20 protein-coding genes are annotated in these 25,550 nt (G+C 45.1%); 9 read left to right on the plus strand and 11 right to left on the minus strand.

Features of this window, described 5'->3' with window-relative positions:
* Positions 1-341 precede the first annotated feature (341 nt).
* Complete coding sequence (locus JUB15_RS08755; protein ID WP_207512103.1) at positions 342-1,136, plus strand: TIGR00266 family protein; 795 nt, start codon at positions 342-344, stop codon at positions 1,134-1,136.
* Between the two features lie 104 nt (positions 1,137-1,240).
* On the opposite strand, the gene JUB15_RS08760 is transcribed toward JUB15_RS08755, so the two are convergent.
* The 7 genes from JUB15_RS08760 to radA form a co-directional block, all read right to left on the minus strand.
* A complete protein-coding gene (locus tag JUB15_RS08760; RefSeq protein ID WP_207512104.1) occupies positions 1,241-1,999 on the minus strand; it encodes a Bax inhibitor-1/YccA family protein in 759 nt (252 codons plus the stop codon).
* 216 nt (positions 2,000-2,215) lie between these two features.
* Entirely contained in the window at positions 2,216-3,550 is a 1,335-nt protein-coding gene (locus tag JUB15_RS08765) for a PSP1 domain-containing protein (RefSeq protein ID WP_242696275.1), read from the minus strand.
* Positions 3,551-3,919: 369 nt separating this feature from the next.
* The gene (locus tag JUB15_RS08770) at positions 3,920-5,155 is read right to left on the minus strand and encodes a DNA polymerase III subunit (protein WP_207512105.1); all 1,236 of its coding nucleotides are present in this window, start codon (positions 5,153-5,155) and stop codon (positions 3,920-3,922) included.
* A gap of 773 nt (positions 5,156-5,928) precedes the next feature.
* Positions 5,929-6,444 (minus strand): glutathione peroxidase, encoded by a 516-nt coding sequence (locus JUB15_RS08775; protein ID WP_207512106.1) that lies wholly within the window; start codon positions 6,442-6,444, stop codon positions 5,929-5,931.
* A 102-nt stretch (positions 6,445-6,546) separates the two neighbouring features.
* The gene (locus tag JUB15_RS08780; protein WP_207512107.1) at positions 6,547-7,944 is read right to left on the minus strand and encodes a choice-of-anchor Q domain-containing protein; all 1,398 of its coding nucleotides are present in this window, start codon (positions 7,942-7,944) and stop codon (positions 6,547-6,549) included.
* A gap of 142 nt (positions 7,945-8,086) precedes the next feature.
* Positions 8,087-8,782: a ComF family protein gene (locus JUB15_RS08785; RefSeq protein WP_207512108.1), complete on the minus strand. Its 696-nt coding sequence runs from the start codon at positions 8,780-8,782 to the stop codon at positions 8,087-8,089.
* A 47-nt stretch (positions 8,783-8,829) separates the two neighbouring features.
* On the minus strand, positions 8,830-10,203 hold the full coding sequence (gene radA / locus JUB15_RS08790) for a DNA repair protein RadA (protein WP_207512109.1): 1,374 nt from the start codon (positions 10,201-10,203) through the stop codon (positions 8,830-8,832).
* A gap of 617 nt (positions 10,204-10,820) precedes the next feature.
* Here radA and JUB15_RS08795 point away from each other — a divergent pair.
* Positions 10,821-11,510, plus strand: coding sequence for a zinc metallopeptidase (locus JUB15_RS08795; protein ID WP_207512110.1), 690 nt, complete (start codon positions 10,821-10,823; stop codon positions 11,508-11,510).
* 1,098 nt (positions 11,511-12,608) lie between these two features.
* On the opposite strand, the gene JUB15_RS08800 is transcribed toward JUB15_RS08795, so the two are convergent.
* The 3 genes from JUB15_RS08800 to JUB15_RS08810 all read right to left on the minus strand — a co-directional run bounded on the left by JUB15_RS08800 (position 12,609) and on the right by JUB15_RS08810 (position 15,698).
* Positions 12,609-14,162 carry an Rne/Rng family ribonuclease gene (locus JUB15_RS08800; protein WP_207512111.1) on the minus strand — a complete coding sequence of 518 codons (1,554 nt, stop codon included), beginning with the start codon at positions 14,160-14,162 and terminating at the stop codon, positions 12,609-12,611.
* A 344-nt stretch (positions 14,163-14,506) separates the two neighbouring features.
* Positions 14,507-15,352 (minus strand): tetratricopeptide repeat protein, encoded by an 846-nt coding sequence (locus tag JUB15_RS08805; RefSeq protein ID WP_207512112.1) that lies wholly within the window; start codon positions 15,350-15,352, stop codon positions 14,507-14,509.
* 25 nt (positions 15,353-15,377) lie between these two features.
* A complete protein-coding gene (locus JUB15_RS08810; RefSeq protein WP_081145882.1) occupies positions 15,378-15,698 on the minus strand; it encodes an HU family DNA-binding protein in 321 nt (106 codons plus the stop codon).
* Between the two features lie 437 nt (positions 15,699-16,135).
* On the opposite strand from JUB15_RS08810, the gene mutY reads away from it, so the two are divergent.
* From mutY to JUB15_RS08845, 7 genes are all read left to right on the plus strand, one after another.
* Positions 16,136-17,212 carry an A/G-specific adenine glycosylase gene (gene mutY / locus JUB15_RS08815; protein ID WP_207512113.1) on the plus strand — a complete coding sequence of 359 codons (1,077 nt, stop codon included), beginning with the start codon at positions 16,136-16,138 and terminating at the stop codon, positions 17,210-17,212.
* Positions 17,213-17,502: 290 nt separating this feature from the next.
* Positions 17,503-17,952 (plus strand): single-stranded DNA-binding protein, encoded by a 450-nt coding sequence (locus tag JUB15_RS08820; protein ID WP_207512114.1) that lies wholly within the window; start codon positions 17,503-17,505, stop codon positions 17,950-17,952.
* A 165-nt stretch (positions 17,953-18,117) separates the two neighbouring features.
* Complete coding sequence (gene gldE, locus JUB15_RS08825) at positions 18,118-19,470, plus strand: gliding motility-associated protein GldE (RefSeq protein WP_207512115.1); 1,353 nt, start codon at positions 18,118-18,120, stop codon at positions 19,468-19,470.
* Between the two features lie 102 nt (positions 19,471-19,572).
* Positions 19,573-20,157 carry a gliding motility lipoprotein GldD gene (gldD, locus tag JUB15_RS08830; RefSeq protein ID WP_207512116.1) on the plus strand — a complete coding sequence of 195 codons (585 nt, stop codon included), beginning with the start codon at positions 19,573-19,575 and terminating at the stop codon, positions 20,155-20,157.
* 94 nt (positions 20,158-20,251) lie between these two features.
* Positions 20,252-20,848 (plus strand): DUF3109 family protein, encoded by a 597-nt coding sequence (locus JUB15_RS08835; RefSeq protein WP_207512117.1) that lies wholly within the window; start codon positions 20,252-20,254, stop codon positions 20,846-20,848.
* A 211-nt stretch (positions 20,849-21,059) separates the two neighbouring features.
* Entirely contained in the window at positions 21,060-22,436 is a 1,377-nt protein-coding gene (locus tag JUB15_RS08840; RefSeq protein ID WP_207512118.1) for a LutB/LldF family L-lactate oxidation iron-sulfur protein, read from the plus strand.
* A gap of 64 nt (positions 22,437-22,500) precedes the next feature.
* Entirely contained in the window at positions 22,501-23,829 is a 1,329-nt protein-coding gene (locus tag JUB15_RS08845; RefSeq protein ID WP_207512119.1) for a DUF7033 domain-containing protein, read from the plus strand.
* A 116-nt stretch (positions 23,830-23,945) separates the two neighbouring features.
* Here JUB15_RS08845 and purH read toward each other — a convergent pair whose 3' ends face one another.
* Entirely contained in the window at positions 23,946-25,469 is a 1,524-nt protein-coding gene (purH, locus tag JUB15_RS08850) for a bifunctional phosphoribosylaminoimidazolecarboxamide formyltransferase/IMP cyclohydrolase (protein ID WP_207512120.1), read from the minus strand.
* Positions 25,470-25,550 lie beyond the last annotated feature (81 nt).

Raw genomic sequence — 25,550 nt, forward strand, 5'->3', positions numbered from 1 at the left:
AGGGGTTCCAAACCATTTATCAAAAGCATGGGGCGGGCGGAAGCTGCAAACAGCAAAAAAATAATCATTTTCGTGAAACGAATAGCATTAATTTGCGACTAACCTGATCATTAAGGCGGAAGGCTGAAGGCGGAAGGCTGAAGGCGGAAGGCTGAAGGCTTAAGGCAGAAGGCGAAAGGCTGAAGGCGGAAGGCTTAAGGCGCAAGGCAATGAGTTTCGGGTGGCGTAAGTTCGGTTATTAATTTCAAGATGCGCGAACCATTCACCATTCACCATTGACCATTGACCATTCACCATGTAACAACTAAAAACTCATTAATAAAACTTTTAAACAGATTTACATGCGTACAAATCACGAAATAGATTACAAGATTTATGGAGAAGAGATGCAATATGTAGAAGTGGAACTGGATCCGGGTGAAACGGCTGTTGCAGAAAGCGGCTCCTTCATGATGATGGATGATGGTATTCAAATGGAAACCATTTTCGGTGACGGCGCCCGCCCGCAAACCGGCTTTTTCGGCAAACTGATGTCAGCTGGCAAGCGCATATTGACTGGTGAAAGTTTGTTTATGACTGCTTTCTCCAATGTGGGTCAGGGCAAAAAGAAAGTAAGCTTCGCTTCGCCTTATCCAGGTAAGATCATTCCCCTCGATCTGATGGAAATGGGTGGAAAGCTTATTTGCCAGAAAGATTCTTTTCTGTGTGCTGCGAAAGGTGTAAGTGTGGGCATTGAGTTTCAACGTAAACTGGGTACCGGTTTGTTTGGTGGCGAAGGCTTCATTATGCAAAAGCTGGAAGGTGATGGTATGGCCTTTGTGCATGCGGGTGGACACGTATTTGAAAGAATATTGCAACCTGGCGAGTTACTGCGTGTAGATACAGGCTGTATAGTAGCATACACTCAGACTATCGATTACGATATTCAGTTCGTTGGTGGTATTAAGAATACCCTGTTTGGCGGCGAAGGTTTGTTCTTTGCTACGCTTCGTGGTCCGGGTAAAGTATGGATCCAAACCCTGCCCATCAGCCGCCTGGCCGGCCGCATTTTACAGTATGGCGGTCCCGGAGGCCGTAGAGAAGAGGGCAGCATCCTGGGTGGATTAGGTAATGTGCTGGATGGAGATGGATGGTAAAACCAATGTAATGAATACATAGTTAAAAAGGGGCGTCCCGGCTTTGCCGGGACGCCCCTTTTGTAAAGTATATTATCTCGTGCCCCACAGGAGGGGCGGGGGCTTTATTTTCTATCACCAGCCAGCTTGGCCAGTAAGCGCAGAATCTCCAGGTACAGCCATACGATGGTTACCAGCAGGCCAAAGGCGCCATACCATTCCATATATTTAGGAGCTCCCATGTTGGCGCCATTCTCGATCATATCGAAATCCAGAATCAGGTTCATGGCAGCCAAACCAACGACTACCAAAGAGAAAATGATACCGAATGTACTGCCTTCATGCAGGAAGGGAATATCGATATTGGCAAAATGCAAACCGATTGAGATCAGGTAGAATACAGCGATACCCAACGTAGCGGTGATCACTATTTTCTTGAAAACGGGTGTTGCCTTGATGATGTTGAATTTGTATAACAGGAACATGGCGATCACCACCCCGAAGGTGAGGGCTACAGCCTGCGTTATAATATTAGGTGCGATCTTTTCGAAAGCATAGTTATAGTAAGCGGAAATAGCACCTACAGCAAAGCCTTTCACCAGTGCGTATATAGGGGCCAGGTAGGCCGCCCATTGCATCTTGAAAGCCAGGATAAGGGCGATGCCTAAAGCACCGAATACAGACACCCACATGTAGGTTGTTACCTCAACACCTGAATAAACCATTTTCCATGCGAGGCCGGCAGTTGCCATGGTAAGCAGGAAAAGGATACCGAATTTGTTCAGCGTTCCTTTTACCGTCATTGCCCCGTCATAGGACATGGAATAGCTTTTCGAAAATGTCTTTTCGTTTAAAGCAGGATTACCGGATTTAAATAGAGCCATAGTTATAAGGGTTTTAAATTTAATTATGCTATGTTCTAAGATCTTTGTTTTATTTCTGGTCAGGCTTCCAGAGTCACCGGTTACCAGTTACCGGTGGCCTGCAACCTGAATAAAGTTCCGCTTATTTGTTTTAATCAACACAACTTGTCCCGACTTTAGTCGGGATTAGCAAATCAGCACATCAGTACATTGATTCATTGTGATTACATTATCACATTATTCTTTTTTCCCCCGGTCTTCCCGGTTGTCCCGGCTCTCCCGGTTTTCGCGGTTCTGCTGCTGATTCCTTTGCGGATTATGCTTCCGCTCGTTGCCTCCGCCTCCTTTTTTATCGTGTTGCCGGTTGTCGCGGCGGTGTTGCTGTTGTTGCTGATGAGGACGGTGTTGCTCCTTTTGTTGCTGCTGCTGACGGGGCTGTTGCTCCTTCTGCTGTTGGTGGTGGTGCCGCTTTTTCTTTTCGGCCCTTTCCAGGCTGCGTAAGCTGATCTGTCCAACCACATCAACAAATTCAGGTTCCACCTCTTTGGGCTTCTGGGTGGTTACATCAACTGCTTCCAGTTCATCGGCCACTTTGCCCTGCTCATTCAACTGTTTTATTTTCCGTACCCGTTCAATGGTCAGCGGGTACTGCTTGGTGCTGTCGGGCAGGGTATACCACATGAGATTTTTGAAAATATCTTTCTTGATCAGGATGGCAGTGCCCTTTTGTACCTGCAGCGTATCGGCATTGTCTGGAAAATGCTGTAATGCATCGAGGTAAATATCCAGTTCGTAGTTGAGGCAACATTTTAACCGGCCGCACTGTCCGCTCAACTTGCTTTGGTTGATCGACAGGTTCTGATAACGGGCAGCAGTGGTATTTACCGATTTAAAATCGGTTAACCAGGTGCTGCAGCAAAGTTCGCGACCGCAACTGCCGATTCCGCCCACTTTGGCGGCCTCCTGGCGGGCGCCTATCTGGCGCATTTCAACCTTTACCCTGAATTCTTTAGCGTAAACTTTGATCAATTCACGAAAGTCGACCCGGTCATCGGCGATATAAAAGAAGGTGGCTTTGCGGCCGTCCGCCTGGATCTCTACTTCCGTGAGCTTCATTTCCAGGTTCAGCTGGCGGGCAATGGCCCGCGCCCTGATGAGGGCGTCTTTTTCGCGTTCTTTATTTTGTTGCCAGATCTCTATGTCTTTATCTGTGGCGCGGCGTAACACTTTTTTAATATCGGGGTCGGTTTCGTCGGCATTTCTTTTCTTCATTTGCAGGCGAACAATTTCTCCTGTAAGGTTTACAGTGCCAACATCGAAACCGCTTACGCCTTCTACGGCAACGAGGTCCCCTTTTTCGAATAAATGAACAGTGGTATTCCGGAAAAAGTCTTTGCGACTTCCGTTATTGAAAGTTATCTCTACGATCTTGCAGCTGCCTGAAGGATCGCTGAATGGCAGGTTACTCAGCCAATCGTGCACATTCATCCTGTTACAACTGCCCGTGCTGCATCCGCCATTGCTTTTACAACCGGCAACTTTACCGCCTGTTCCGCATGAACTACATCCCATTCTCTATTTGGAATTAACGATTTATAAATTTAATTAATGATCGGCCGGAAATACATGCAGAAATAAAGGCAGGGTATTATTCATCCCTCCGGGAAAACCGGGGTGCGCCTGTATTCGCAAATTGACGGGTTACAATATTGTAACCTATTGAATAAGACGCATTTATGGATAATATAGCGAAATAAGATAACCTGGTAATATATATATCCTGCTCGCATTGCAATCCCTTACGCACAATTTTTCTGCTCCTGCTTTACAGGCCGATTTACAAATATAAGTTATTAACGTCAAAAGGGCTTTTATATGATAAAGCTGAAAAGCCTGGCCCGTGGATAGCGTAATTGAAGGCTGGCTGAACACCAACAGCTGCTAAATAATATTAGCTACCTGCTTGGCGGCAATGATGTGGTATAATTTAATGGTGAGGGCATGGAACAGCATTTTGGCATTGGCGTTCCGTTCTATATAATAAGAGGCTTTGTCGAGCTCTTCAATAATGGCCTGCTGCTGATGAAAGGCGGCGATCTTGTTCAGGCGGCCGGCAAAGTCTTTTTCCTTGTCGGGCAGGTGCAGGTTCTCGGGTCCCATGGCGTGCAGCCGGATGGCCTGCTCCAGCAGATGGGTGAAATAACGGAGGAATTGTTTTTGTTTTTCGCGGCCCAGCTTGCTCACTTCCTCGATCCATTTTACCTGGGAAATAGGGCCGTTCTTTAAAATGGCATTAAGCCATTCGCGCAGCAGCGATTGCCAGTCTTCGTCGGCATGCTGTATTAACTGTAATGCCTCCCGGTAATTGCCTTCTGCGATAAGAGCGATCTGGCTGGCAGGTTCTTCGGCCATTTTTGCTCTGGTTACCAGGGCGCCCGTTATTTCCTGGTGGCTAAGGGCCGGAATTTTAACCAGCTGGGTTCTCGACAAGATGGTCTGCAGAATGAGCGATTCATTTTCGGCGACCAAAATAAATAGAGTATTTGGTGGTGGCTCTTCGATGAGTTTCAACAGCTTATTTCCTTCATTGCCCAGGTATTCGGGCATCCACATGACCAGTATTTTAAATCCGCTTTCGAAGCTTTTTAGCGACAGCTTGCGGATGATGTCGTTACACTCATAGGCGGTAATATTACCCTGCTTGTTCTCGGCGCCAATAAATTGTAACCAGTCGTAGGCGTTACCGTATGGGTATTTGCTGATGAACTCCCGCCATTCACTGATGTAATCCGAGCTTAGGGGCTTATCGCCCGATTTGCGAGGGATCACCGGATAAGAAAAATGGATATCCGGATGCATGAGCTGCAGCATCTTCTGACAGGATGGGCATTCACCGCAGGAATCTTGTAAGTGGTTTGTGGTGAGTGGTGAGTGGGTGGCTCCCGAAGGGATCGGCTCCTCGCCAAATAGCGAAGGTCCGGCGGCTGCTGCAGGAACAACGCCTTTCTGGTTCACTTTTTCACAAACGATGTATTGGGCAAATGCAATGGCGAGGGGCAGGGCGCCGCTACCTTCTTTCCCTAAGAACAAAAGGGCATGGCTGATGCGGTCGTGCTGCACCATATTGGCGAGATGCAGTTTTACATCTGCCTGGCCTATAACATCTTTAAATAACATGCGGGGCGAAGTTAAGCGGAAAACGCCAAACGCGGAACGCGGAACGCAAAACGCAAAACGCTGAACGCGAAACGCAAAACGCGGAACGCAAAACGCGGAACGCAAAACGCAAAATACAAAACACAAAACGCGGAATGCCGAACGCAAAAAGCTCATCGATTGGAAGCTGCCGGCAGGCAGGCACAACCCGCAAAAAAGCCCCGGCACAATCGCCGGGGCCTAAATACTTTTAACAGGCTAAACTCTTTTGGGATTACGTAGGAATAGGATCAAGCTACAAAGAGGTTCACCAGGAAAAGTGGATGGATCAGCTTTTCATTGGATAGGATAACAATTGATCCTAATGGTTTTTCACCAGGATATCTTTCTTTCATAGGAACCTTGGATAAGTTTTTCGAGGACCTGGATGGTCTTTCTTCGGATCTGGATGTTTAAAACTGATATTGGATTAAGGCTCAAAATTGCCGATATATTACCGCAACTTTAACATTATTCGTTCAAACGACATTTAAAATCGATATAGCGCCGCTTTATGCGGATGAAAATATGAGCGGAAACCATTATAGGTGAAATAAAGAGCTTATTTCATATAACTATTAGCCAAAATGCGCAAAAAACCGCAAACCAATAATATAAAGAAGAAAGAAAATCTTAATTACAAGGGCGGGATAAAAAAGCGTGGCGAGCTCCTCATTGCCTGCCCGTTAAAGCAGTGGTTGAAAGGAACCCGCCACGCCATATTATTTTATTGTGTACGCTGTTTAACCTGCTTCTTAGTTAAGATATTTGGTCACTTCTTCGCTGGTAACCTTGGTTTTGTTATGGATCACCGTGATCAGGTTGCCCTTTTCATCTAACAGGAACTTCGTGAAATTCCATTTAATGGGATCCTTGATGCCTTTCTTGTCGGCCTGGGCCACGAGGTATTTGAACAGCGGGTGAATATCATCGCCTTTAACAGAGACCTTTTCAGCCATTGGGAAGGTTACACCATAATTCTTTTTACAGAACTCCTGGATCTCTTCACGCGAGCCGGGTTCCTGTCCGCCAAAATTATTGGCCGGGAAACCCACGATCACCAGTTTGTCTTTATACTGCTTGTACAGCTGTTCCAGGTCGGCATACTGAGGAGTATTGCCGCATTTGGAGGCTGTGTTAACGATCATGATCTTTTTTCCTTTGAATTTCTTGAAGTCGATTGTGCCGGCGCCATCGAGTGCAGGAACCTTGAAGTCATAGATGGAAGGCGCTGCAATGAATAACAGCGAAGCGAGCAATAGGCGTATCATATTGAATTAATTTTAAGTAGTGTTCACCGCTAATTGTACTATACAAAGATGATACTAAATTGGTTGCTTTGATGCAAAATAATGGTTAACGGTCCGGGCGGGTTATTGTTTTTCGTAACAACCTAGGTCAGGCAAACCTACGGGCCTCGACCTTCCATCGAGGTCGATGTTAACGCCTGTATTGGTTCCGCTGTTAATGGCCGGAGACCCATCGAGCAACCGGAAATTATAAAATTTTGATTGGGTGTTGACGCTATCGAACAGCGGCGGCTGATTGTTAATAATATTGCTCGCGTTCACAAACCCCGGGGTGTTCTTCACTTTCCATAAACAGTTTTGGAAATTAACATTGAAGGGTGTGTTCCCTTGTTTATCGGTCATTACTTCGTCTTCCGTAGTTCCGTTTTCTCCCCAGAATATGCAGTTCGTGAAACTGGCATTTAAATTCCACGTAAATATATTATTCCCCTCCTTCAAGTAATTGGTTACTATCAACACAGGGTCTTTATGCAACAGGTAGGAGTTGGAGTAAGAAACAGCGGTGCAATGTGAGAAATCGTAAGTGCCGCCATAACCGATCAATATATTCTTGCCGCAATTACTGATTAAACAATTTTGGGCTTTGATGGCTGATCGTAAACCAAGGATGCCGGCATCATAGCAATTATCAACAATACATTCGTTGAGCAATACTTTCGGATTACTGTTCACAGAAAGGCTGTCGGCTACTATACCCTGATAGGCATTTAGAATGCTGGCGTATTGCAACACATTGTCTTTACTGTTTTTGCCGAAATAGATGCCGGGCCAGCCGCCAGGGAAATCGCGGTATGGATCATCGAGCCGGTCACCTTTGAATATAACCCGCGTGCTGTCGTACTGTTCGCCGTTCACCTTCAACGTGCCTTCTACTATGATCGGCGTATTGGCATGCAGGTAAATACGGCATCCTTTTTCAATGGTAAGGGTGGCATTCCTGTCAATATACAAATAATCACCGGTGATAACGTAGGGAATGATGTTCGTCCAGGTAACATTGCCGGTTATGACGCGTGAGCGCATGAAATTGGCGTTCTGTCCCCAGGCATCCAGCTGCACCCACCGTTCATTGCCGTTATATTCTATCAGAATGCTGTCCTGTATCACAAATGGGAGTTCTGCCGTAGTTGGGTCAACTTTTACCGTGACAAAAACATAAATGCTGTCGTTGGCATCCATTTCAATATTGGTTACTTCAGGCCCCTGCGTTCCATCTACATTGATATTGAAGAACGATGCATTGCCACCCTGCAGGGCTACTCTGTTCAGCCGCAGCTTTTGGTTATTGTCGTTATAGATGCGGAAAAATTTGGTGACAGAACCTGTTGTGGTGAACACCGTATCAAAATGCAGGCTGTCGGTGCTGGTGGCGAGTGATGCCGTGCCGCTGGTTATGAATGATTCCTTTTTACAGGAGATCAACATACCGGTTAGCAGGAGGGCAGCAAATAAATATTTCATGTTCCTGTAAAAATACACGTTTTCGGATATACACAAAAGGCGGAAGGCGAAAGGCTGAAGGCGATGAATTTCGGGCGGCGCAAGTTCGGAGATTAATCCCGAATGTCGCGAGCCATTCACCACTCACCATTCACCACTGTGTTTACTTTACCGTATACGCCATGGTCATGATGCTGATGCGTGTACCAGGTGCTGTTAACAGTTCCTGTCCGCAGGCTTCCAGGGTGGCGCCAGTGGTTATTACATCATCAACCAATAGAATATGTTTACCGGTTATAAGATCCGGTTGCTTGAGCTCGAATTTTCCCTGCATGTTCAGCCATCGGTCGATGCGGTTCTTGTTGGTTTGTGTTGCACTGGAAGTCTGGCGTTGTATTACCTGTTTAAAAATGGGAAGTGTAAGTACTTCGGCCATACCCTCGCATAAAACGGTTGCCTGGTTGTAGCCCCGTTTGCGTTCCCTGGCTGCAAACAAGGGCAATGGCACCAGGACTTCAACATCGCTAAACCGATGCGTATGTAATAACAGCTCGCCCATTTTGCGGCCAATGAAAAGTCCCAGTTCTTTATTACCCTTATATTTCAACGCATGTACGATGTGTTGCAATAAAGAATCTTTCGAAAAATAAAGGTAACTGGCGGCGGCGGTGACCGCCATGCGGCCCCAGAAGATCTTTTCGACGGGGTTGTTCGCATGCATGTGGAAACCAGTTACCGGCAACCGGTTGATGCAATGCATGCATAAGACCTGTTGCCGGCTCATGATATCACTGCCGCAACCTACGCAATGATGTGGTAAGAAAAGATGTAGTAATGGATGTAATGCATTTTTAAGCATAGCAGTTGTTTTAACTGCTACTGCCCAGAGCGCTTAAGACATTCAATTTAAAAAAGATACTGATAAACTTCTTCTACCCGGCCCATCGGTACCACTTCAATATTGGCTGCTGATTTGCTAATTGATCTTTGTCCATACCGGGAAACAATGATCTTTTCAAAGCCCAGCTTTTCGGCTTCTGCTATCCGTTGTTCAACCCGGTGAACGGCCCTTACTTCGCCGCTTAACCCTACTTCGCCGGCAAAACAAACATGAGGTGGCAGGGGAACATCTTCATAGGAGCTCAGGAGAGCGCATAAAACGGCCAGATCGATCGAAGGGTCTTCTACCTTCAGTCCGCCCGCAATGTTCAAAAAAACATCTTTTACGCCGAAATGAAAGCCTCCTTTCTTTTCCAGTACGGCCAATAGTAACTGTAAACGCCGCAGATCAAAGCCTGAAACGGTTCGTTGCGGGGTGCCATAGACTGATTGCGTGACCAGCGCCTGCACTTCAATGAGCAACGGACGCATACCTTCGATAGTGGCGGCAATGGCTATGCCGCTTAAGCGGTCTTCTTTTTGCGTCATCAGGATTTCGCTGGGGTTATTAACGCCGCGCATGCCGGCTCCTGTCATTTCATAAATGCCCAGTTCCGAAGTGCTGCCGAACCGGTTCTTGATGGTTCGCAGTATGCGATAGGCATAATGGCGGTCACCCTCGAACTGTAACACAGTATCGACCATATGCTCCAGTATCTTGGGACCGGCAATGCTGCCGTCCTTTGTAATATGACCTATCAGGAACACGGGTGTATTCGTTTCTTTTGCAAAGCGCTGGAACTCTGCTGCTGATTCCCTGATCTGGGATATGCTTCCCGGTGACGAATCGATGTAGGGTGATTGAATGGTCTGAATAGAGTCCACTATGACGAGGTGTGGTTTTAATTTTTTGATCTCCTGGAAAATAGTCTGCGTTAACGTTTCTGTAAGAAGGTAAAAATTATCATTGCGGATGTTCAGGCGATCGGCGCGCATCTTTATCTGCTGTTCGCTTTCTTCTCCGCTGATATATAATACAGTTTTATCCTGTAGTTGTAATCCGTTTTGTAAAAACAGGGTCGATTTGCCAATGCCAGGCTCACCTGCGATCAATACAATGCTGCCAGGCACAATACCGCCGCCCAATACTCTGTTCAGTTCTGCGTCTGATGTAGTGATACGTACCTGCTCGCTGCTGGTGATGGTATGTAATGCAATGGTGCGGATAGATTTTGATTCTTCGTGATAATCATCCCAGCCATTTTCTTTCTTCAGGGAAGGTTTTGAAATTACTTCTTCAACAAATGTATTCCAGGTATTACATGAAGGACATTTTCCAAGCCATTTCGCGCTTTCATATCCACAATTCGAACAAAAGAATGCTGTTTTAACTTTAGCCATGCGATAAAGTTAATAAAAAGTGCAGCGGTTATTAAAACAGTGCACTCAAAACAGTTGTTGTTAATAATGGAGTAGTTGGGATGATCACGTTTTTTGAGCTTTTATTGATGATGGTGAAAAGAAGGGCTTTTAAAAACTGCGCTTACAGTGACTGATAGTTGATGACCGGTTAAGTGAACCTCTGCTATTTAAGTTGTTAAAATTTGCGGAAAAAGTGGTAGAAAAGCGGTTCGAACCAGGTACTTTTTTATAAAAGTAAAAAGGCCAACATTGCTGTTGACCCTTTACTTACTAACCCATTAAATTCTTGCACTAAATTACAAATAAGCGCCACATAACAAAATTATTTTTTGGGGTTGTGAATAAATTTCAACCCGTATTAAGGGATTAGCGGGTTTAGCTATTTAACGTTATAATGCCTTGATAATCAAATTTTAATATAATTTTAAGAGAATTGAGAAAGTCTCTGTGATAAAATGTCAGCCCACTGCGATTAAACGTAATTTGGGTGACAAAACGGCCCCTGATTTCTGCCGAAAAATGGCGTAAAAACTACTCAAATTATTTGGTAACTGATTTGATAGATTATTGTTATTAATAAAAAAAGAGTACGAAAAATGACACCATCTATTTTAATTATTTCGATCCTGTTTTTAGTGATCAGTTTGCTGGTGTCCGGTGTGCTTAAAGGCAAATTTGCAAAGTACAGCCGGGTGCCCTTGTCAGCCGGTTTAACAGGTAGAGAAGTAGCCATGAAGATGTTACAGGAGAATGGTATATATGACGTTAAGGTTGTATCAACCAATGGCTTCCTGAGCGACCACTATGACCCGGTTTCCAGAACGGTTAATTTAAGTGAGGACGTATATAATGGTATATCAGTGGCTTCTGCGGCCGTGGCGGCCCATGAATGCGGTCACGCCGTGCAACACGCCACTGCTTATCAATGGTTAACCCTGCGCAGCAAGCTGGTGCCGGTAGTTATGTTCAGCTCTGGCATTGTGCAGTGGATCCTGCTGTTCGGGGTAATTATGGTGAACGCCTTCCCGGCATTACTGTTGATAGGTATCGTTCTTTTTGGTCTAACTACCTTATTTTCAGTAATTACGCTGCCGGTTGAGCTGGATGCCAGCAGAAGGGCATTAGCCTGGTTAAATCGCACGAATATTACCAATAGCAGGGAATACCCGCAGGCAAAAGACGCGCTTAAATGGGCTGCTTTAACGTATGTAGTAGCTGCCCTGGCTTCTATCGCCACTTTGGTACAATATATATTTATATTCCTGGGTGGAAGGAACAGGGAGTAAGGCGCAACGCTGAAGGCTGAAGGCTGAATTCGAGCGGCGCAAGGTACTTAATGCCAGGCATTTAAAGTGATAACAAAGACAAGGTTGAAAATTAAAAACATTCGATACTAAACCAGACCAGGTTTTTAAGTTGCCCATTTCCTTTAGGGATAGGGGGTACCCCGTTCGCCGGCTGGCAGACGGGGTTTTTTTATTGCTGTTGGCACTTTACTGTAAGAACATTAAGTGGTTATGGAAAAAAGTAAGGCGTTAAAACAGGGCAGAATGAGTGGCGCTCAAGGTAATTTGGGGTTTTTGGCTGCACACTTATTGGCAATAACTACACGGTTATTGGCAAAACTGCGCACTTACCAATTTTTACTTTGCCGTATGTGTTTTAAAAATAATTTTGACTCGTCTGATTCACTTTTTTCCCTACGCCTTTCTGGTTTTATATTACGATCGGGCAATTTCTTGCCCGATCCTTTTTATCCTTTAGTCTACAGTCGCTATTTACCCAATCTAGAATTTTGCAATTTATACAGCAGTATGAGTAACGCGTCCGAACAGAATGTACGTTCTGAAAGGTACATTTCTTCGGATCTGTGCCCAACCTGCTCCAGGCCTGCTTCGGGATTTGTTCGGGATTTCCCGAAGAAATGCCGGCGTTTCCCCAAGGAAGACCCGAAGAAATCCCGAACAAGTCGGATGTAATGTCTTGAAAATCAGCAATCAACAAGTGCATAAAACGGGAACGCCAGCTTAGGTGGTTGGTAATTAACTGTATATCCTGTATACTGAGACCCAGGAGGCTTCAGCTTAACAGTAATTGTTAGCTGATACTGATTCATAGCACGAGTTTAATGAGAATAGCTAATGAGCGCCTATTATAGGTACTGAGGGAAAATAATCGGAGGGATAATTAAGCGCGGGCCAACACACCATTGGCCATTGGCCATTGAAAGACGAGCGAACCAGCCCGAGCCAACTCACCATTGGCCATTGAAATACGAGCGAACCAGCCCGAGCCAACTCACCATTGGCCATTGACTGTTAAATGAATATTTGGTGGCCTAACCAGCGCGAGCCGATTCACCATTGACCATTCACCATTCACCATCAAAGCTTGATCTCGTCGTCGTGTTTGTCGAAGAAATGGAATTCAGTAAGATGATAATTGGTATTCTCCCTGATCTTAACCTTCTGGCCATACTTCCAGCGCCATTTCCATTGCTTCGATTTAAGCCAGGAACCTTTGGTAAGGTAGGCATGCATAATGGGATGTACAACCAGGGTAAGGTCTTTGTGCTGGTGGGTAATGAGGTAGCTGAGGTTCTTTTCAATTTCATCTTCCAGCAGCAGGGTCGAAGATATTTTGCCGGTTCCGGCGCAGCTTGGACAAACCTCCTGGGTATTGATATTTACCTCAGGCTTCATCCGTTGCCGGGTTATTTGCATCAATCCGAACTTGGAGATGGGCAGCACCGCATGTTTAGCGCGGTCGGGACGCATACATTCTTCCATCGCCTCCAGCAGCTTGCGCTTATTATCAGGAAGCTTCATATCGATAAAGTCAACCACGATAATACCACCCAGATCGCGTAACCGTAGCTGGCGAGAGATCTCGGCGGCTGCTTCCAGGTTGGTTTCCAGGGCATTTTGTTCCTGGTTATTACCAACGCTTTTGTAACCGCTGTTCACATCAATTACGTGTAAAGCTTCGGTGTGCTCGATAATAAGATAGGCGCCACTGGGCAGGTTAACGGTTTTGCCAAAAGCAGCTTTTACCTGCTTGGTGATACCGTACTGATCGAAGATGGGCAATCCATTATGATAATAGGAAACGATGTCGGCTTTTTCAGGCGCAATGCGCTGAATATAATTGCGGGTGTCGTTATAAATATTGCGGTCGTTTACAACAACGCGGTTAAAATCTTCATTCAGCAGATCGCGTAAGATACTGGTGGTCTTTGTTTGCTCACTCAATATCTTGGCGGGGGCTACCGCACCTTTGAGATTTCCCTGGATGGTTTCCCAGGTTTCAACCAGGGCAGCCAGGTCTTCGTGCAATTCGGCGGTATTCTTTCCTTCAGCAGCGGTACGAACTATTACCCCAAAGTTCTTTGGTTTAATGGCTTCCACTATTTTCTGTAACCTTTTTCTTTCTTCAGCAGAATGGATCTTCCGGGAAACGGCCACTATATCATTAAATGGAGTGATAACAACAAAACGGCCGGGCAACGAGATCTCGCAGCTAAGGCGTGGGCCTTTGGCGGCGATGGGTTCTTTCAGGATCTGAACCAGAATATTCGGTTTGCCGCTCAGTACTTCATTGATCTTTCCGGTTTTTATAATTTCCGGTTCAACCTGGAAGGTGGCGAAGTTGAAACCCTGCTGGCTGTTATCGCTAATAGCCTGTTGGGTGAATTTCAACAAAGAGCGGGCGTATGGACTGAGGTCAGTGTAATGGAGGAAGGCATCTTTCTCAAAACCTACATCAACAAAGGCAGCATTGAGGCCGGGGATGAGTTTTTTAACTTTTCCAAGATATAGGTCTCCCACCGCGAAACTTGCATCTGCTTTTTCATGATGCAATTCCACGAGCTTTTTATCCTCCAATAGGGCAATTTCAACCCCCTGGGGTGCTGCATTTATAATTAGTTCCTTATTCAAGCGTAACTGTCTTTATACCGTCTAAGCCATCTCATCACTACAAGGAAAGGTGCTGAAGAGGAATTAGTTGTCAGGTATCAGTATCAGCATTGTAAGTAACCTGTAATAAATGACAACATAACTAGATTCAGCGAAAGAAGGAAAAGGTCTCGCCGGTAAGGCGCGACCTTTTCAAGAAGATAAAACTAGCGGTTCTTCTTCTTATGCCGGTTTTTTCTAAGTCTTTTTTTACGCTTGTGCGTGGCAATTTTATGACGCTTTCTTTTTCTACCACAAGGCATATAACACCAATGAGTTTAAGATTAAATAATAATGTTTAAATGTCTTTTACCGGAAAGGTTTAATTATTTATTACCAAGTAATTTGATACGTTCGTCTATTTCCTTAACCACATCGGCATTGTGAATGTGCTTCTTGCTCTCATTGTACCACTTCACTGCATTTGCCTTGTCGTTATGCCGTTCGTAGGCTTCTGCCAGAATTAATATTGCTTCAATATTAGCCGGCTGGTGCTGCACTACTTTCAACATGCGGTCTATTGCTTTATCCAGCTGTCCCGAGATCAAACTGCCCAGGCCAAGCTGAAACTGCGCATACATATTTTCCGGATCTCTTTCTGCCACTTCCCTGATCATCATGATACCCTGCATGGGGTTGTCACTGATGTTCCCAAGCAAATAGCAACTTCCAAGTCCAATCTTCAGCGAATCATTGTTCGGCGCAATTTGTAAAGCCTTCTCAAATAATTCTTTAGCTTCAGTTGCCATCCACCGCTGAAGTTCAGGGTTTTCCTGGCGACGTATGCCCTCTAAAAAGAATTGGGCAGCAAAGGTGAGACTTTTTTGAGAATTTTCCAATTTAGCAGCCTGAGCAGAATAATAACCGTAGGGGAGCAGTAAATGCGCCGAATCTTTCCAGAAGTCGGCCAGCTGTTTGTACACCTTTATCTGCTGTTCCTTCACATCACCCCGTACAACAGCCGTTTCCAACTGGGCAACATGGGCCTGCAGGGCAGGACTCAGTTGCTGCTTGGAGGCTTCCAGAATGGTTTTAAAAGTTATTTCTGTAGTACCGGCTGCTGCTGCAACGGCACCAGGGTTCTTTTTAGGGGGAATGGTTCTGCCAAAAAAATAAATCAAACACAGCAGTGCAACTCCACTGCCTACCAGGATCAATTGTTGCTTTTTCAAGAATCAAATCATTTAAGCAGCAAATTTACATCTCATCATCCGGGTTTGGCTGATCTTCTTTCACAGATTGCAGTTTTTTAACTTCTGCAACAAATTCTTTAGCTGGTTTGAATGCAGGAATGAAGTGCTCAGGAATATGCACCGCAATATTCTTCTTGATATTACGGCCAATTTTAGCAGCTCTCTTCTTCGTAATGAAGCTGCCGAATCCACGAATGTAGATGTTCTCGCCCTGGGACAAGGTGTCTTTCACTTCCTTGAACATGGTCTCCAGCGTAACCAGCACATCAACCTTCGGTATTCCTGTTTTTTCCGATATTTGGTTAACGAGGTCTGCCTTTCTCATGTCGCATGAATTTTTACGGGTTTACAAATTTTTATTTTAAACAATTTTCATAGGAATGTCAAAGGCAATCTACACTAAATCAATTCTTTAATGAAATTAACGGTAAATTTTCACATTTGCAAGAAAAGTATAAACAATTGAAAATGAATTTTAAACAATTTTCATGCCTGAATTCCCAATCAAGTAGCTCATTCCCATTTAGTTGCATCACTAAATGACCCCACAACAAGTATTATCAATTTTTTTCAGTTTTAATAAAACCGGTCCTTTTTGGCCCCTCAGGTCACTAAAAATGGCCTTTTGGTCGAACGAAAACAGGAAAAACGACCAGTTTCGGAACAAAACGTTCATTGCAAAACATCATTTACCTTACTCATCACGACGAAAATTTGCAGTGATAAATATTCGCCGGCCATTAAAAAATTTAACAATTGCAGATGAAACCTGATTTTACGCGTAGGTTATTACAATGGAACAAAAGCAGTAACAACAGAGCCATGCCATGGAAAGGCGAGAAGGATCCGTATAAAATCTGGTTGAGCGAGATCATACTACAACAAACCAGAGTTGAACAGGGCTGGAGCTATTATGAAAAATTCATTGCGGCTTTTCCAACCATAATGCATTTGGCCAAAGCCAGCGAAGAAAAGGTTTTTAAGATGTGGGAGGGGCTCGGTTACTATAGCCGTTGTAAAAACCTCATTGCTACTGCGCGTAAAATTGCCAGCGACTACAAAGGAAAATTTCCTGATACCTACGATGAGATAATAGCATTGCCTGGTATCGGCCCATATACAGCCTCAGCGATATCGTCCTTTGCGTTCAATGCACCACATGCTGTATTGGATGGTAATGTGCAACGCATCATTGCCCGTTACTTTGGCATTACAACACCTGTTGATACTACTGAGGGAAAGAAATTGTATCAAAACCTTGCCCAATCATTGTTGCATCGTGATGAGCCGGGGATCTATAACCAGGCCATTATGGATTTTGGCGCCGTCATTTGCAAGCCGCAGAATCCTTTATGCCAGGACTGCGTTCAACAAAAAGAATGTGAAGGGTTCAGGCAGAACATAGTTACACAGCTGCCCATAAAACAAAAGGCTATCATCCGTAAAGAGCGTTGGTTCTATTACTTTATCATAGAATACAAAGGCAAATGGTATATAAAGCAAAGAACGGCTAAGGATATCTGGGAAAATTTGTTTGAGTTCGTTTTATATGAATCGCCCGCCGCCATGGACAACATATCGTTGAAATTACCCTTTCTGAAAAAACTTGTCAATGGGCGGCCCTGCCAGCTGGAAAGCATCAGCCGCCCCTACCGGCAACAGCTTACCCACCAAACGATCCATGGCCGGTTTGTTAAGATACAGGTCGGGGAAACATTACCCACATTAAGTGATTTCTTACTGATAGATAAAAAGCAATTATCAAAATATGCCTTCCCCCGGTTCATAACAACCTTTTTGGGCGAACCTGTGAGTTTGAAGTCGGAGTCTGAAGTCTGAAATCTGAAGTCTGAAGTCTGAAGTCGGAAGTCCGAAATCGGGAGTCTGACGCCGGAGGTCCGAAATCGGAAGTCGGATAATGGAAATAGAACATATATGGTAAGGCGTACGGGTACGCGAGGGCTAAAAGCCGCGTTCCATCTGACTTCTCATTTCCGGGTGCTGACTTCTGTCGGATGGGTATTTGTGTCATAATCAGCCTAAAAATTTCTATTTTTTTCTATTAAAAAATTTAACTTTAAAAAGGAATAAAAAGGCGCAGACGATTATTAACATCAAATTTACCATCTATGAGAGGAGTAAACAGGGTAATGCTAATTGGTAATTTAGGAAAGGACCCGGATACACAGCACCTTGAGGGACATATTGCCGTAGCAAAATTTCCTTTGGCAACCACCGAAACATTTAAAGACAGATCGGGCAAGCTGATTTCTCAAACAGAATGGCATACCGTGGTACTCTGGAGAGGATTGGCAGAGCTGGCGCAGAAGTACCTACACAAAGGCAGCCTCGTGTATATTGAAGGCAGGCTTCGTACACGCAGCTGGGAAGATAAGGAAGGCAACAAGAAATTTGCCACGGAAGTAGTTGGCGATAACCTGATCATGTTGGATAAAAGGGCCGATGCAACCCATGGCTCCCATGGCACTACAACTCCCCATAGTGAAAATATAGAAGGTTTTAATAGTGCCGATATCCCGCCCATAAGTGATTCCCCATCCCAGGATTTGCCATTCTAGCCCAACCTACTATTTTTGCATTCAAATAAATTCAGCAGGGGCCGATTAAAAGGTTTATGAATTGCTTTTAACCGGCCCCTTTCTGATTAACTTTGCTGATTAAAGACTTAATGACAGGGTATAATTCGAATCGATGATCAATTTTATTCATGAAAACCACATGCTTTGGATAAGCCTTTGTTGATTTTTGGATCTGAGTATGTATTCAGGCTGCTGTTGATGGTGACCAACTATCAGGGTGCCACCCTGGTGGGTGCTGCAGTGCTGGTTTTGTTATTGCTTTCCTTTTTTATCTCCGGAGCCGAAATGGCCTTTTTCTCGCTCACTTACCGGGATATTAACATGCTCAAGACCAAGCAGGACACTGGCTGGAAGCGGATCGCCACCCTGCTTGAAGAACCCAGGGCTTTACAGGCATCTTTGATGATCGCCAATACCCTGGTAAACATTGCCGTGATCATACTCACCAATTTCTTTATTGACCAGATATTGATCATAAAACCCGGCAATTTTCAAATGTGGGTGGTGTATCTCATCAAACTACTCATCATTTCCTCACTGATCATCTTATTTGGCGAAATATTACCCAAAGTACGGGCCTCTCAGAACAACCTTCGCTCCGCCTACGAAGCATCCTTCCTGGTTGAAGTGATCTTTTACATGTTCAAACGGATCTCTGTTTGGTTGCTTAAGGTTTCCGATGGAGTTGAATCCTTACTCGGCGGCAAAGCCTCCAGGGCTTACACGCACCAGCAACTGGAACAGGCCATCAAAAGCACCATACACGAAGAAGAGGAACAGCGCATCCTGGCCGGCATTTACAAATTCCCCAACATTACCGTAAAACAGATCATGCGTACCCGCCTCGATGTGAACGGTATTGAGTACGAGGCCAATTTTCAAACCCTGAAAAGAAAGGTAGAAGAGTTGCACTATTCACGCCTGCCGGTATACCGTAAAAGCCTCGACGATATTGTTGGGATAGTGCATACAAAAGACCTGCTGTTATACCTGAATGAGCCCGATGATTTCGACTGGCATCTGGTTGTTCGGCCGCCGTTCTTTGTACATGAACAAAAACATATTGAAGACCTGCTGAAGGAATTTCAAACTAGGCATATACACTTTGCCGTAGTGGTTGACGAATTTGGCGGCACCAGCGGAATTGTTACACTGGAAGATATCCTCGAAGAGATCATTGGCGATATCAGGGATGAATTCGACGACGAAGAGAGCGGCAGCAAGAAGATAGACGAGAATACTTACATTTTTGAAGGCCGCACCATGATCCACGATGCCTGCAAGATCATGAACCTGCAGGAAGATACGTTCGACCAGGTAAAAGGTGACAGCGATTCCATGGCCGGATTAATGCTCGAACTGGTAGGAGAGATACCGAAGGTAAACGACACTGCCAGCATAGGTGATTTTGATTTTGAAGCCCTTGAGGTAGACCGTAACCGAATCAGGAAAATAAAAGTGACCATCAATATAAGACAGGACAAGCAAGTGAGTTAACGAAGGAGTTACAAGTTACAGGTCACAGGTTACAGGGGTTCGAATGTCCCGGTCACCTGGAACTGCAACCTGGAAGCCTAATAAAATCGATAGCATAATTAAATGAAAATTTCTTTCATACTGTACTTTGGCCTTATTGCTTTAGTAACTGCCTGTAACAGTACATACACTCCCAAGCGGAAAGGATATTTCAAGATTGATTTTCCCAAACATGAATACAGAGTGTTTGATCAGCCCGGATACCCTTACACATTTGAATACCCGGTGTACGCAAACATCATAAAGGATAGTACCTTCTTTGAAGATAAACCCGAAAACCCGTACTGGATCAATATCGACTTTCCGCGGTTCAACGGAAAGATCTATATCAGTTATAAGGAGATCGGTAAGAATGACCTCAATAAACTGGTGAATGACGCCTACAATATGACCTACAAACATTCCACCCGGGCCACTGAGATTGTTGATTCAGCCATGCGCACGGCCACCGGCGTAAGCGGGGTGTTTTTTACAGTAGGCGGTAATGCGGCTACCAATAAACAATTCTTCGTGACCGATTCAACAAAGCATTTTTTGCGGGGCGCCCTATATTTCGACGCCAGTCCGAACGAAGATTCACTCAACGTGGTAAACAACTTCCTGGAGGACGATATGAAACACCTGATCAACACGTTCAGGTGGAGGTAGTAAGTGTAAAGGCGTATTTGCCAATTTCCCATAGGATTTTGCCAGCCCTTACTTGGTTCTTTATGATTAATTTTGCGCTTTAAAACATTTTTACGTGATAGTAGTAGACAATGTGTTGATCAGTGATGAAATAGCCGAAGCACAATTTGTGTGCGACCTCAACAAATGCAAGGGCGGCTGCTGTGAAGAAGGAGATGCCGGCGCTCCGCTCGAAGATGCCGAGCTTGACATTATGATCGACGTATTTGAAAAGGTTAAGCCCTATCTCACCCCCGCTGCTTTGGCAGAAATTGAGCGTAAAGGTAAATATGTTTATCACCGGGAATTTGGCTGGGTAACTCCCACGCTGGGTGGTGATAACGAGATCTGTGTGTATGGGTCCCGCGATGAGAAAGGCATTATTAAATGCGCTTTTGAACAGGCTTATAACGACGGCGTTATCGGCTGGAAAAAACCAATAAGCTGTCACTTCTTTCCCATTATTCAAAAGAACGGCAAAAAAGGCGATTACGATCGCATGAACTATGAGCCCCGCCCTACTTTGTGTAGTCCGGCCTGCTCACTGGGCAAAAAATTAAAGGTGCCGGTATACCAATTTTTGAAGGAACCCATCGTTCGTAAATACGGCGAAGACTTTTACAATGCCCTGGAAAAAGTGGCCACAGAATATATTTCAGCAAGGGTCAAGTAAGGGTATTGAAAAATCCGCAGAACCCATGGCGCTGACTGCCAGCGGGATAGCTCAGGATTGTGAGATAAGCAGATACAAAGAACTTAGATGGCTGAAACGCCAATTGGCAAGAGACAATTGGCAGGAAATAAAAGACGCGCCAACCGGTAACCTGTACCAGGAACAAACCGGTAAGAGCCGACTAATAAGAACTTAAAATCAAGCATTAAGAATGAGTGAGCACTCTTCCTCCTTTATGGCGAAAAGCACCATTAAGGCTGCAGATCTGGAGCACCGGCGTAAAGTGAATTTCAACATAGGAAAATATAATGCGGCAGTACCCCTGGGAAAGCAGCAGTTTACCGATGTTCACCTGGCGCGGGAAAGAGCGAAAAATATCAAATGGCGGGCCATCGAGCAGCTCGATAAATTGTTGGAACAGTTTGAAGCGAACCTTACGAAACGTGGCGGTAAGGTAATCTGGGCAGAAGATGGAAAACAGGCGGTTGAAGAAGTGCTTAAGATTTGCAAAGCAAAGAATTGCAAAACGATCGTGAAGAGCAAGAGCATGGTGACAGAGGAAATTCACCTGAATAACCATTTGGAAGAACATGGCATTGAAAGCGTGGAAACCGACCTCGGCGAATACATTCAACAGCTCGATGGTGAGCCTCCGTATCATATTGTAACCCCCGCGATGCACAAAAGCCGGGAAGATATTGCCAAACTGTTCACCGAAAAATTACATGTAGCGCCTAACTTGTCAGCCGAGCAGTTGACCCTGGTAGCCCGGGACAAGCTGCGGGAAAAATATGTGCAGGCGGAGATCGGTATCACGGGCGCTAACTTTATACTGGCCGATATTGGCGGTGTAGCCGTAAGCGAGAACGAAGGCAATGCCCGTTTAAGCAATGCATTCCCCAAAACACATATTGTTATTACCGGGCTTGAAAAGGTTATTCCTTCTATGAATGACCTGGCCCTGTTCTGGCCATTACTGGCAACTTATGGTACCGGTCAGCAGATCACTTCATACAATACGATCATTTCCGGCCCCAGACAGGCCGGTGAGCCTGATGGTCCCGATGAAATGTATGTAATACTGCTCGATAACGGACGTACGAACATTCTGGCCAACGAAAGAACGCGCGAAAGCCTTTATTGCATTCGCTGTGGCGCCTGCCTCAATGCGTGCCCCGTTTATAAGAACATTGGCGGTCATGCGTACGAAACGACTTATAGCGGACCCATAGGCGCCGTAATTACCCCACAGTTGAAAGAGATGGGCGAATGGAAGCACTTAAGCTATGCCTCGTCTTTATGCGGCAACTGTACAGAAGTATGCGCTGTGAAGATCAACCTGCATGAAATATTGCTCGAAAACAGGCATAATGCAGTAGAAAAGGGTGATTTTGGCTGGGCTGAAAAAGTGGCCTGGAAAGTATGGAAGCAGGCAACCTTGCACCGCAGCATGTATAATATGGGAAATCAGAAATTGAAGAACTGGATGGTGAATAAAGTATTTAAAGGCTGGACCACCAATCGGGCCGATCTGAATTTCGCCGGAAAAACATTTAACCAAATGTGGCGGGAAAAGAAAGGGAAGTAGTTACTTAAAAGATAGTGTAAAAAAGTCAACTTTTACAGTTGACTTTTTTATTTTGCAGGTACTGATGCTACTTCTTTATACCCATACCACTACACCACGACTGCAATACATTGTTGATTTTATTGGTAAAGAATTATTTGATGAGGCGATAACCATCACAAACGATGAGGTTTATTTCAAAGCATCAGAACGGCCACGCTTAAACTATTCCGCCCGTGCGTTTTCTGATAGCGAATTTTTCATCCGCTCTGCCACGTTGTTATTTGAAACCGGCATTCACCCACAGTCTGTTGAATGTTTTGAGGTGAATTTTCACAAGGCTTTTTTTGAAACAGCCGGCGATTTTCCATTCGATGTTTTCGCTGCTTCATTTTACCTGTTAAGCAGGTACGAAGAATACCTGCCGCATTCAATAGATGAGTATGGCCGTTATGCGCATATCAATTCGCTGGCATACCGGGAACATTTTCTACAGCAGCCCCTGATCAATTACTGGCTGCAGTCTTTCAAAAAGGCCTTACAATTCAAATTTCCTGAACTTGTTTTCAGGCAAAGCCAGTTCAGGTGTTTGTTAACGTATGATATTGATATGGCCTGGTCGTACCTGCACAAAGGCTGGCTTCGAACCCTGGGTGGTTTTTATAATTCCATACGAAGAGGCGAGTGGGCAAAGGTTAAAGACAGGTGGCTGGTATTACGCGGCAAAAGAAAAGATCCCTTTGATTGTTTTGAATGGCTGGATGCCTGGCATTTGTACTGCCGGCTGAAACCGTATTTCTTTTTTCTGGCCGCCAAAAGAACTTCGCGGTACGATAAGAACAATTCCTGCGAAAAGAAGCCATTCCGCGACCTGATCACCTATTATGCCAATACCTATCATTTGGGGGCGCACCCATCGTGGCAAAGCGGCGATGACCCCGCACTGTTGCAGGAAGAGCTGGAGTGGCTGGAGGTAGTGGGTGAAAGAAAGATCGTCTTTAGCCGCCAACATTATATACGCTTTTCCATGCCTGTTACCTATCGCCGGTTAATAGCAGCCGGTATAGAAAAAGATTTTTCCATGGGTTATGGCAGTATAAACGGTTTCAGGGCTTCGGTATGCACTCCGTTTTACTGGTACGATCTGAAGAAGGAAGAAGCCACTTCATTGATGATCTATCCATTCTGTTTTATGGATGCCAATTCCCTGTTTGAGCAAAAACAAAGCCCGCAACAGACCTACAACGAATTGATCCAGTACTATGAACGCGTAAAAGGCTGTAAAGGCGTATTTATACCTATCTGGCACAATTTCATCCTGGGCACCGATCCGGCATACGAAGGGTGGCGGAAAATGTTTGAATTGTTTATGAAAGAGACCGTATACTGGGATGCGTATAATGATGAGGCATAACGCTAAACGCAGAACGCTGAATACAAAACACTGAACCGGTAACTGGATATCTGTAACCGGTAACAGGTTACCGGGCTAGTACCCTGTAACCTGCAACCTGTAACCTGCAACATAAACTAGTGCTTAAAGTGACGCATCCCGGTCATTACCATAGCCAGCTGGTGCTGTTGGCAGTAATCGATAGAATCTTTGTCGCGTACAGAACCGCCCGGTTGAATGAAAGCGGTAATTCCGGCGGCATGACCGAGCTGCACACAATCATTGAACGGGAAGAAGGCATCACTGGCCAATACCGCGCCATTCAGATCGAATTCAAACTGGCGGGCTTTCTCCAATGCATGACGCAAGGCATCTACCCGGCTGGTTTGTCCACAGCCTTTACCGATCAATTGTTTATTCTTAACCAGTGCAATGGCATTTGACTTCAGGTGTTTGCAAACAACATTGGCGAATACCAGGTCGCTTTTCTCAGCGGCATTGCTTTCACGGCCACCTACTTCTTTCCATTCCAGGTAATTGCCTTTATCTTCACCCTGCGCCAACACGCCGTTCAATACCGATTTGTATTGATTGGTGCGGGTAGCAGTAGATTTTTGTTGTAACAGAATGCGGTTCTTTTTCGACTTCAATACTGCCAGGGCATCCTCGTTGAAAGCCGGCGCGATAAGCACTTCGAAAAATATTTCATTGATAGCATCAGCAGTAGCCTTGTCGATGGTTGCGTTGCAAACCAGCACTCCGCCAAAAGCGCTTTCAGGATCGCCGGCAAGGGCGGCATCCCAGGCTTCTTTAACCGTATTTCTGCTAGCGATACCGCAAACATTTGTGTGTTTGATAATGCCGAATACGGCTCCGGTTTCATTTCCGGCAAAATCGGTGATCAGTTGAACAGCTGCATCTACGTCTACCAGGTTATTATAAGAAAGTTCTTTCCCGTTCAGCTGGTTGAACAATTGGTTCAGATCGCCGTAAAACACGCCCGTTTGGTGAGGGTTCTCGCCATAACGCATGGTTTTTGGGCTGGGAACTGATTCCAGGAAATACAGATCGCCGTCCGGATTGAAATATTTTGCAATAGCCACATCGTAATGGGCTACAATTTGAAATGCTTTGGAAGCAAATGCACGGCGTTGCTCCAGGGTGGTAGTGCCATTTTGGGCAGAAAGCATATCGGCGAGTATCTGGTAATCAGATTTTGCGGCCAGCACCACTACATTGCTGAAATTCTTGGCAGCACCGCGGATCATGGATGGACCGCCGATATCGATCTTTTCAATGATCAGTTTTTCTTCCGATGTGCTGGCTACAGTTTCTTCAAAGGGATACAGGTCTACAATAACCAGGTCAATTTCAGGAATATTATATTGTTTCATTTCCTGCACATCAGATTCCAGCTCCCGGCGGCCGAGGATACCACCAAAAACGGAAGGGTGCAGGGTCTTTACCCGGCCACCCAGGATGGAAGGGTAGGTGGTCAATTGCTCAACCGGCACCACCGGAATGCCCAGTTTTTCTATAAATGATTGAGTACCACCCGTAGAGTAAATGGTTATGCCCTGTTGGTGCAGCACCTTTACCAGGGGTTCAAGGCCATCTTTATAAAAAACGGAAATTAATGCAGACTGTATCTTTTTGGTCATATGCGTATTTTATCGAAGGTCGAGTGTGGCAGTAATAAATTGCCCATTGCCCATTTGGCATTGATTTAAGGGCGCAAAGGT

This window comes from Longitalea luteola (genome assembly GCF_017356035.1).
Taxonomy (GTDB): Bacteria; Bacteroidota; Bacteroidia; order Chitinophagales; family Chitinophagaceae; genus Niastella; species Niastella luteola.

Coding starts and splice junctions, on each gene's coding strand:
- JUB15_RS08840 (WP_207512118.1), top strand. CDS start 21,060: ATGAGTGAGCACTCTTCCTCCTTTATGGCGAAAAGCACCATTAAGGCT.
- JUB15_RS08775 (WP_207512106.1), bottom strand. CDS start 6,444: ATGATACGCCTATTGCTCGCTTCGCTGTTATTCATTGCAGCGCCTTCC.
- gldD (WP_207512116.1), top strand. CDS start 19,573: ATGAAAATTTCTTTCATACTGTACTTTGGCCTTATTGCTTTAGTAACT.
- JUB15_RS08795 (WP_207512110.1), top strand. CDS start 10,821: ATGACACCATCTATTTTAATTATTTCGATCCTGTTTTTAGTGATCAGT.
- JUB15_RS08760 (WP_207512104.1), bottom strand. CDS start 1,999: ATGGCTCTATTTAAATCCGGTAATCCTGCTTTAAACGAAAAGACATTT.
- JUB15_RS08820 (WP_207512114.1), top strand. CDS start 17,503: ATGAGAGGAGTAAACAGGGTAATGCTAATTGGTAATTTAGGAAAGGAC.
- JUB15_RS08755 (WP_207512103.1), top strand. CDS start 342: ATGCGTACAAATCACGAAATAGATTACAAGATTTATGGAGAAGAGATG.
- JUB15_RS08780 (WP_207512107.1), bottom strand. CDS start 7,944: ATGAAATATTTATTTGCTGCCCTCCTGCTAACCGGTATGTTGATCTCC.
- JUB15_RS08810 (WP_081145882.1), bottom strand. CDS start 15,698: ATGAGAAAGGCAGACCTCGTTAACCAAATATCGGAAAAAACAGGAATA.
- JUB15_RS08765 (WP_242696275.1), bottom strand. CDS start 3,550: ATGGGATGTAGTTCATGCGGAACAGGCGGTAAAGTTGCCGGTTGTAAA.
- JUB15_RS08845 (WP_207512119.1), top strand. CDS start 22,501: ATGCTACTTCTTTATACCCATACCACTACACCACGACTGCAATACATT.
- purH (WP_207512120.1), bottom strand. CDS start 25,469: ATGACCAAAAAGATACAGTCTGCATTAATTTCCGTTTTTTATAAAGAT.
- JUB15_RS08785 (WP_207512108.1), bottom strand. CDS start 8,782: ATGCTTAAAAATGCATTACATCCATTACTACATCTTTTCTTACCACAT.
- radA (WP_207512109.1), bottom strand. CDS start 10,203: ATGGCTAAAGTTAAAACAGCATTCTTTTGTTCGAATTGTGGATATGAA.
- JUB15_RS08770 (WP_207512105.1), bottom strand. CDS start 5,155: ATGTTATTTAAAGATGTTATAGGCCAGGCAGATGTAAAACTGCATCTC.
- mutY (WP_207512113.1), top strand. CDS start 16,136: ATGAAACCTGATTTTACGCGTAGGTTATTACAATGGAACAAAAGCAGT.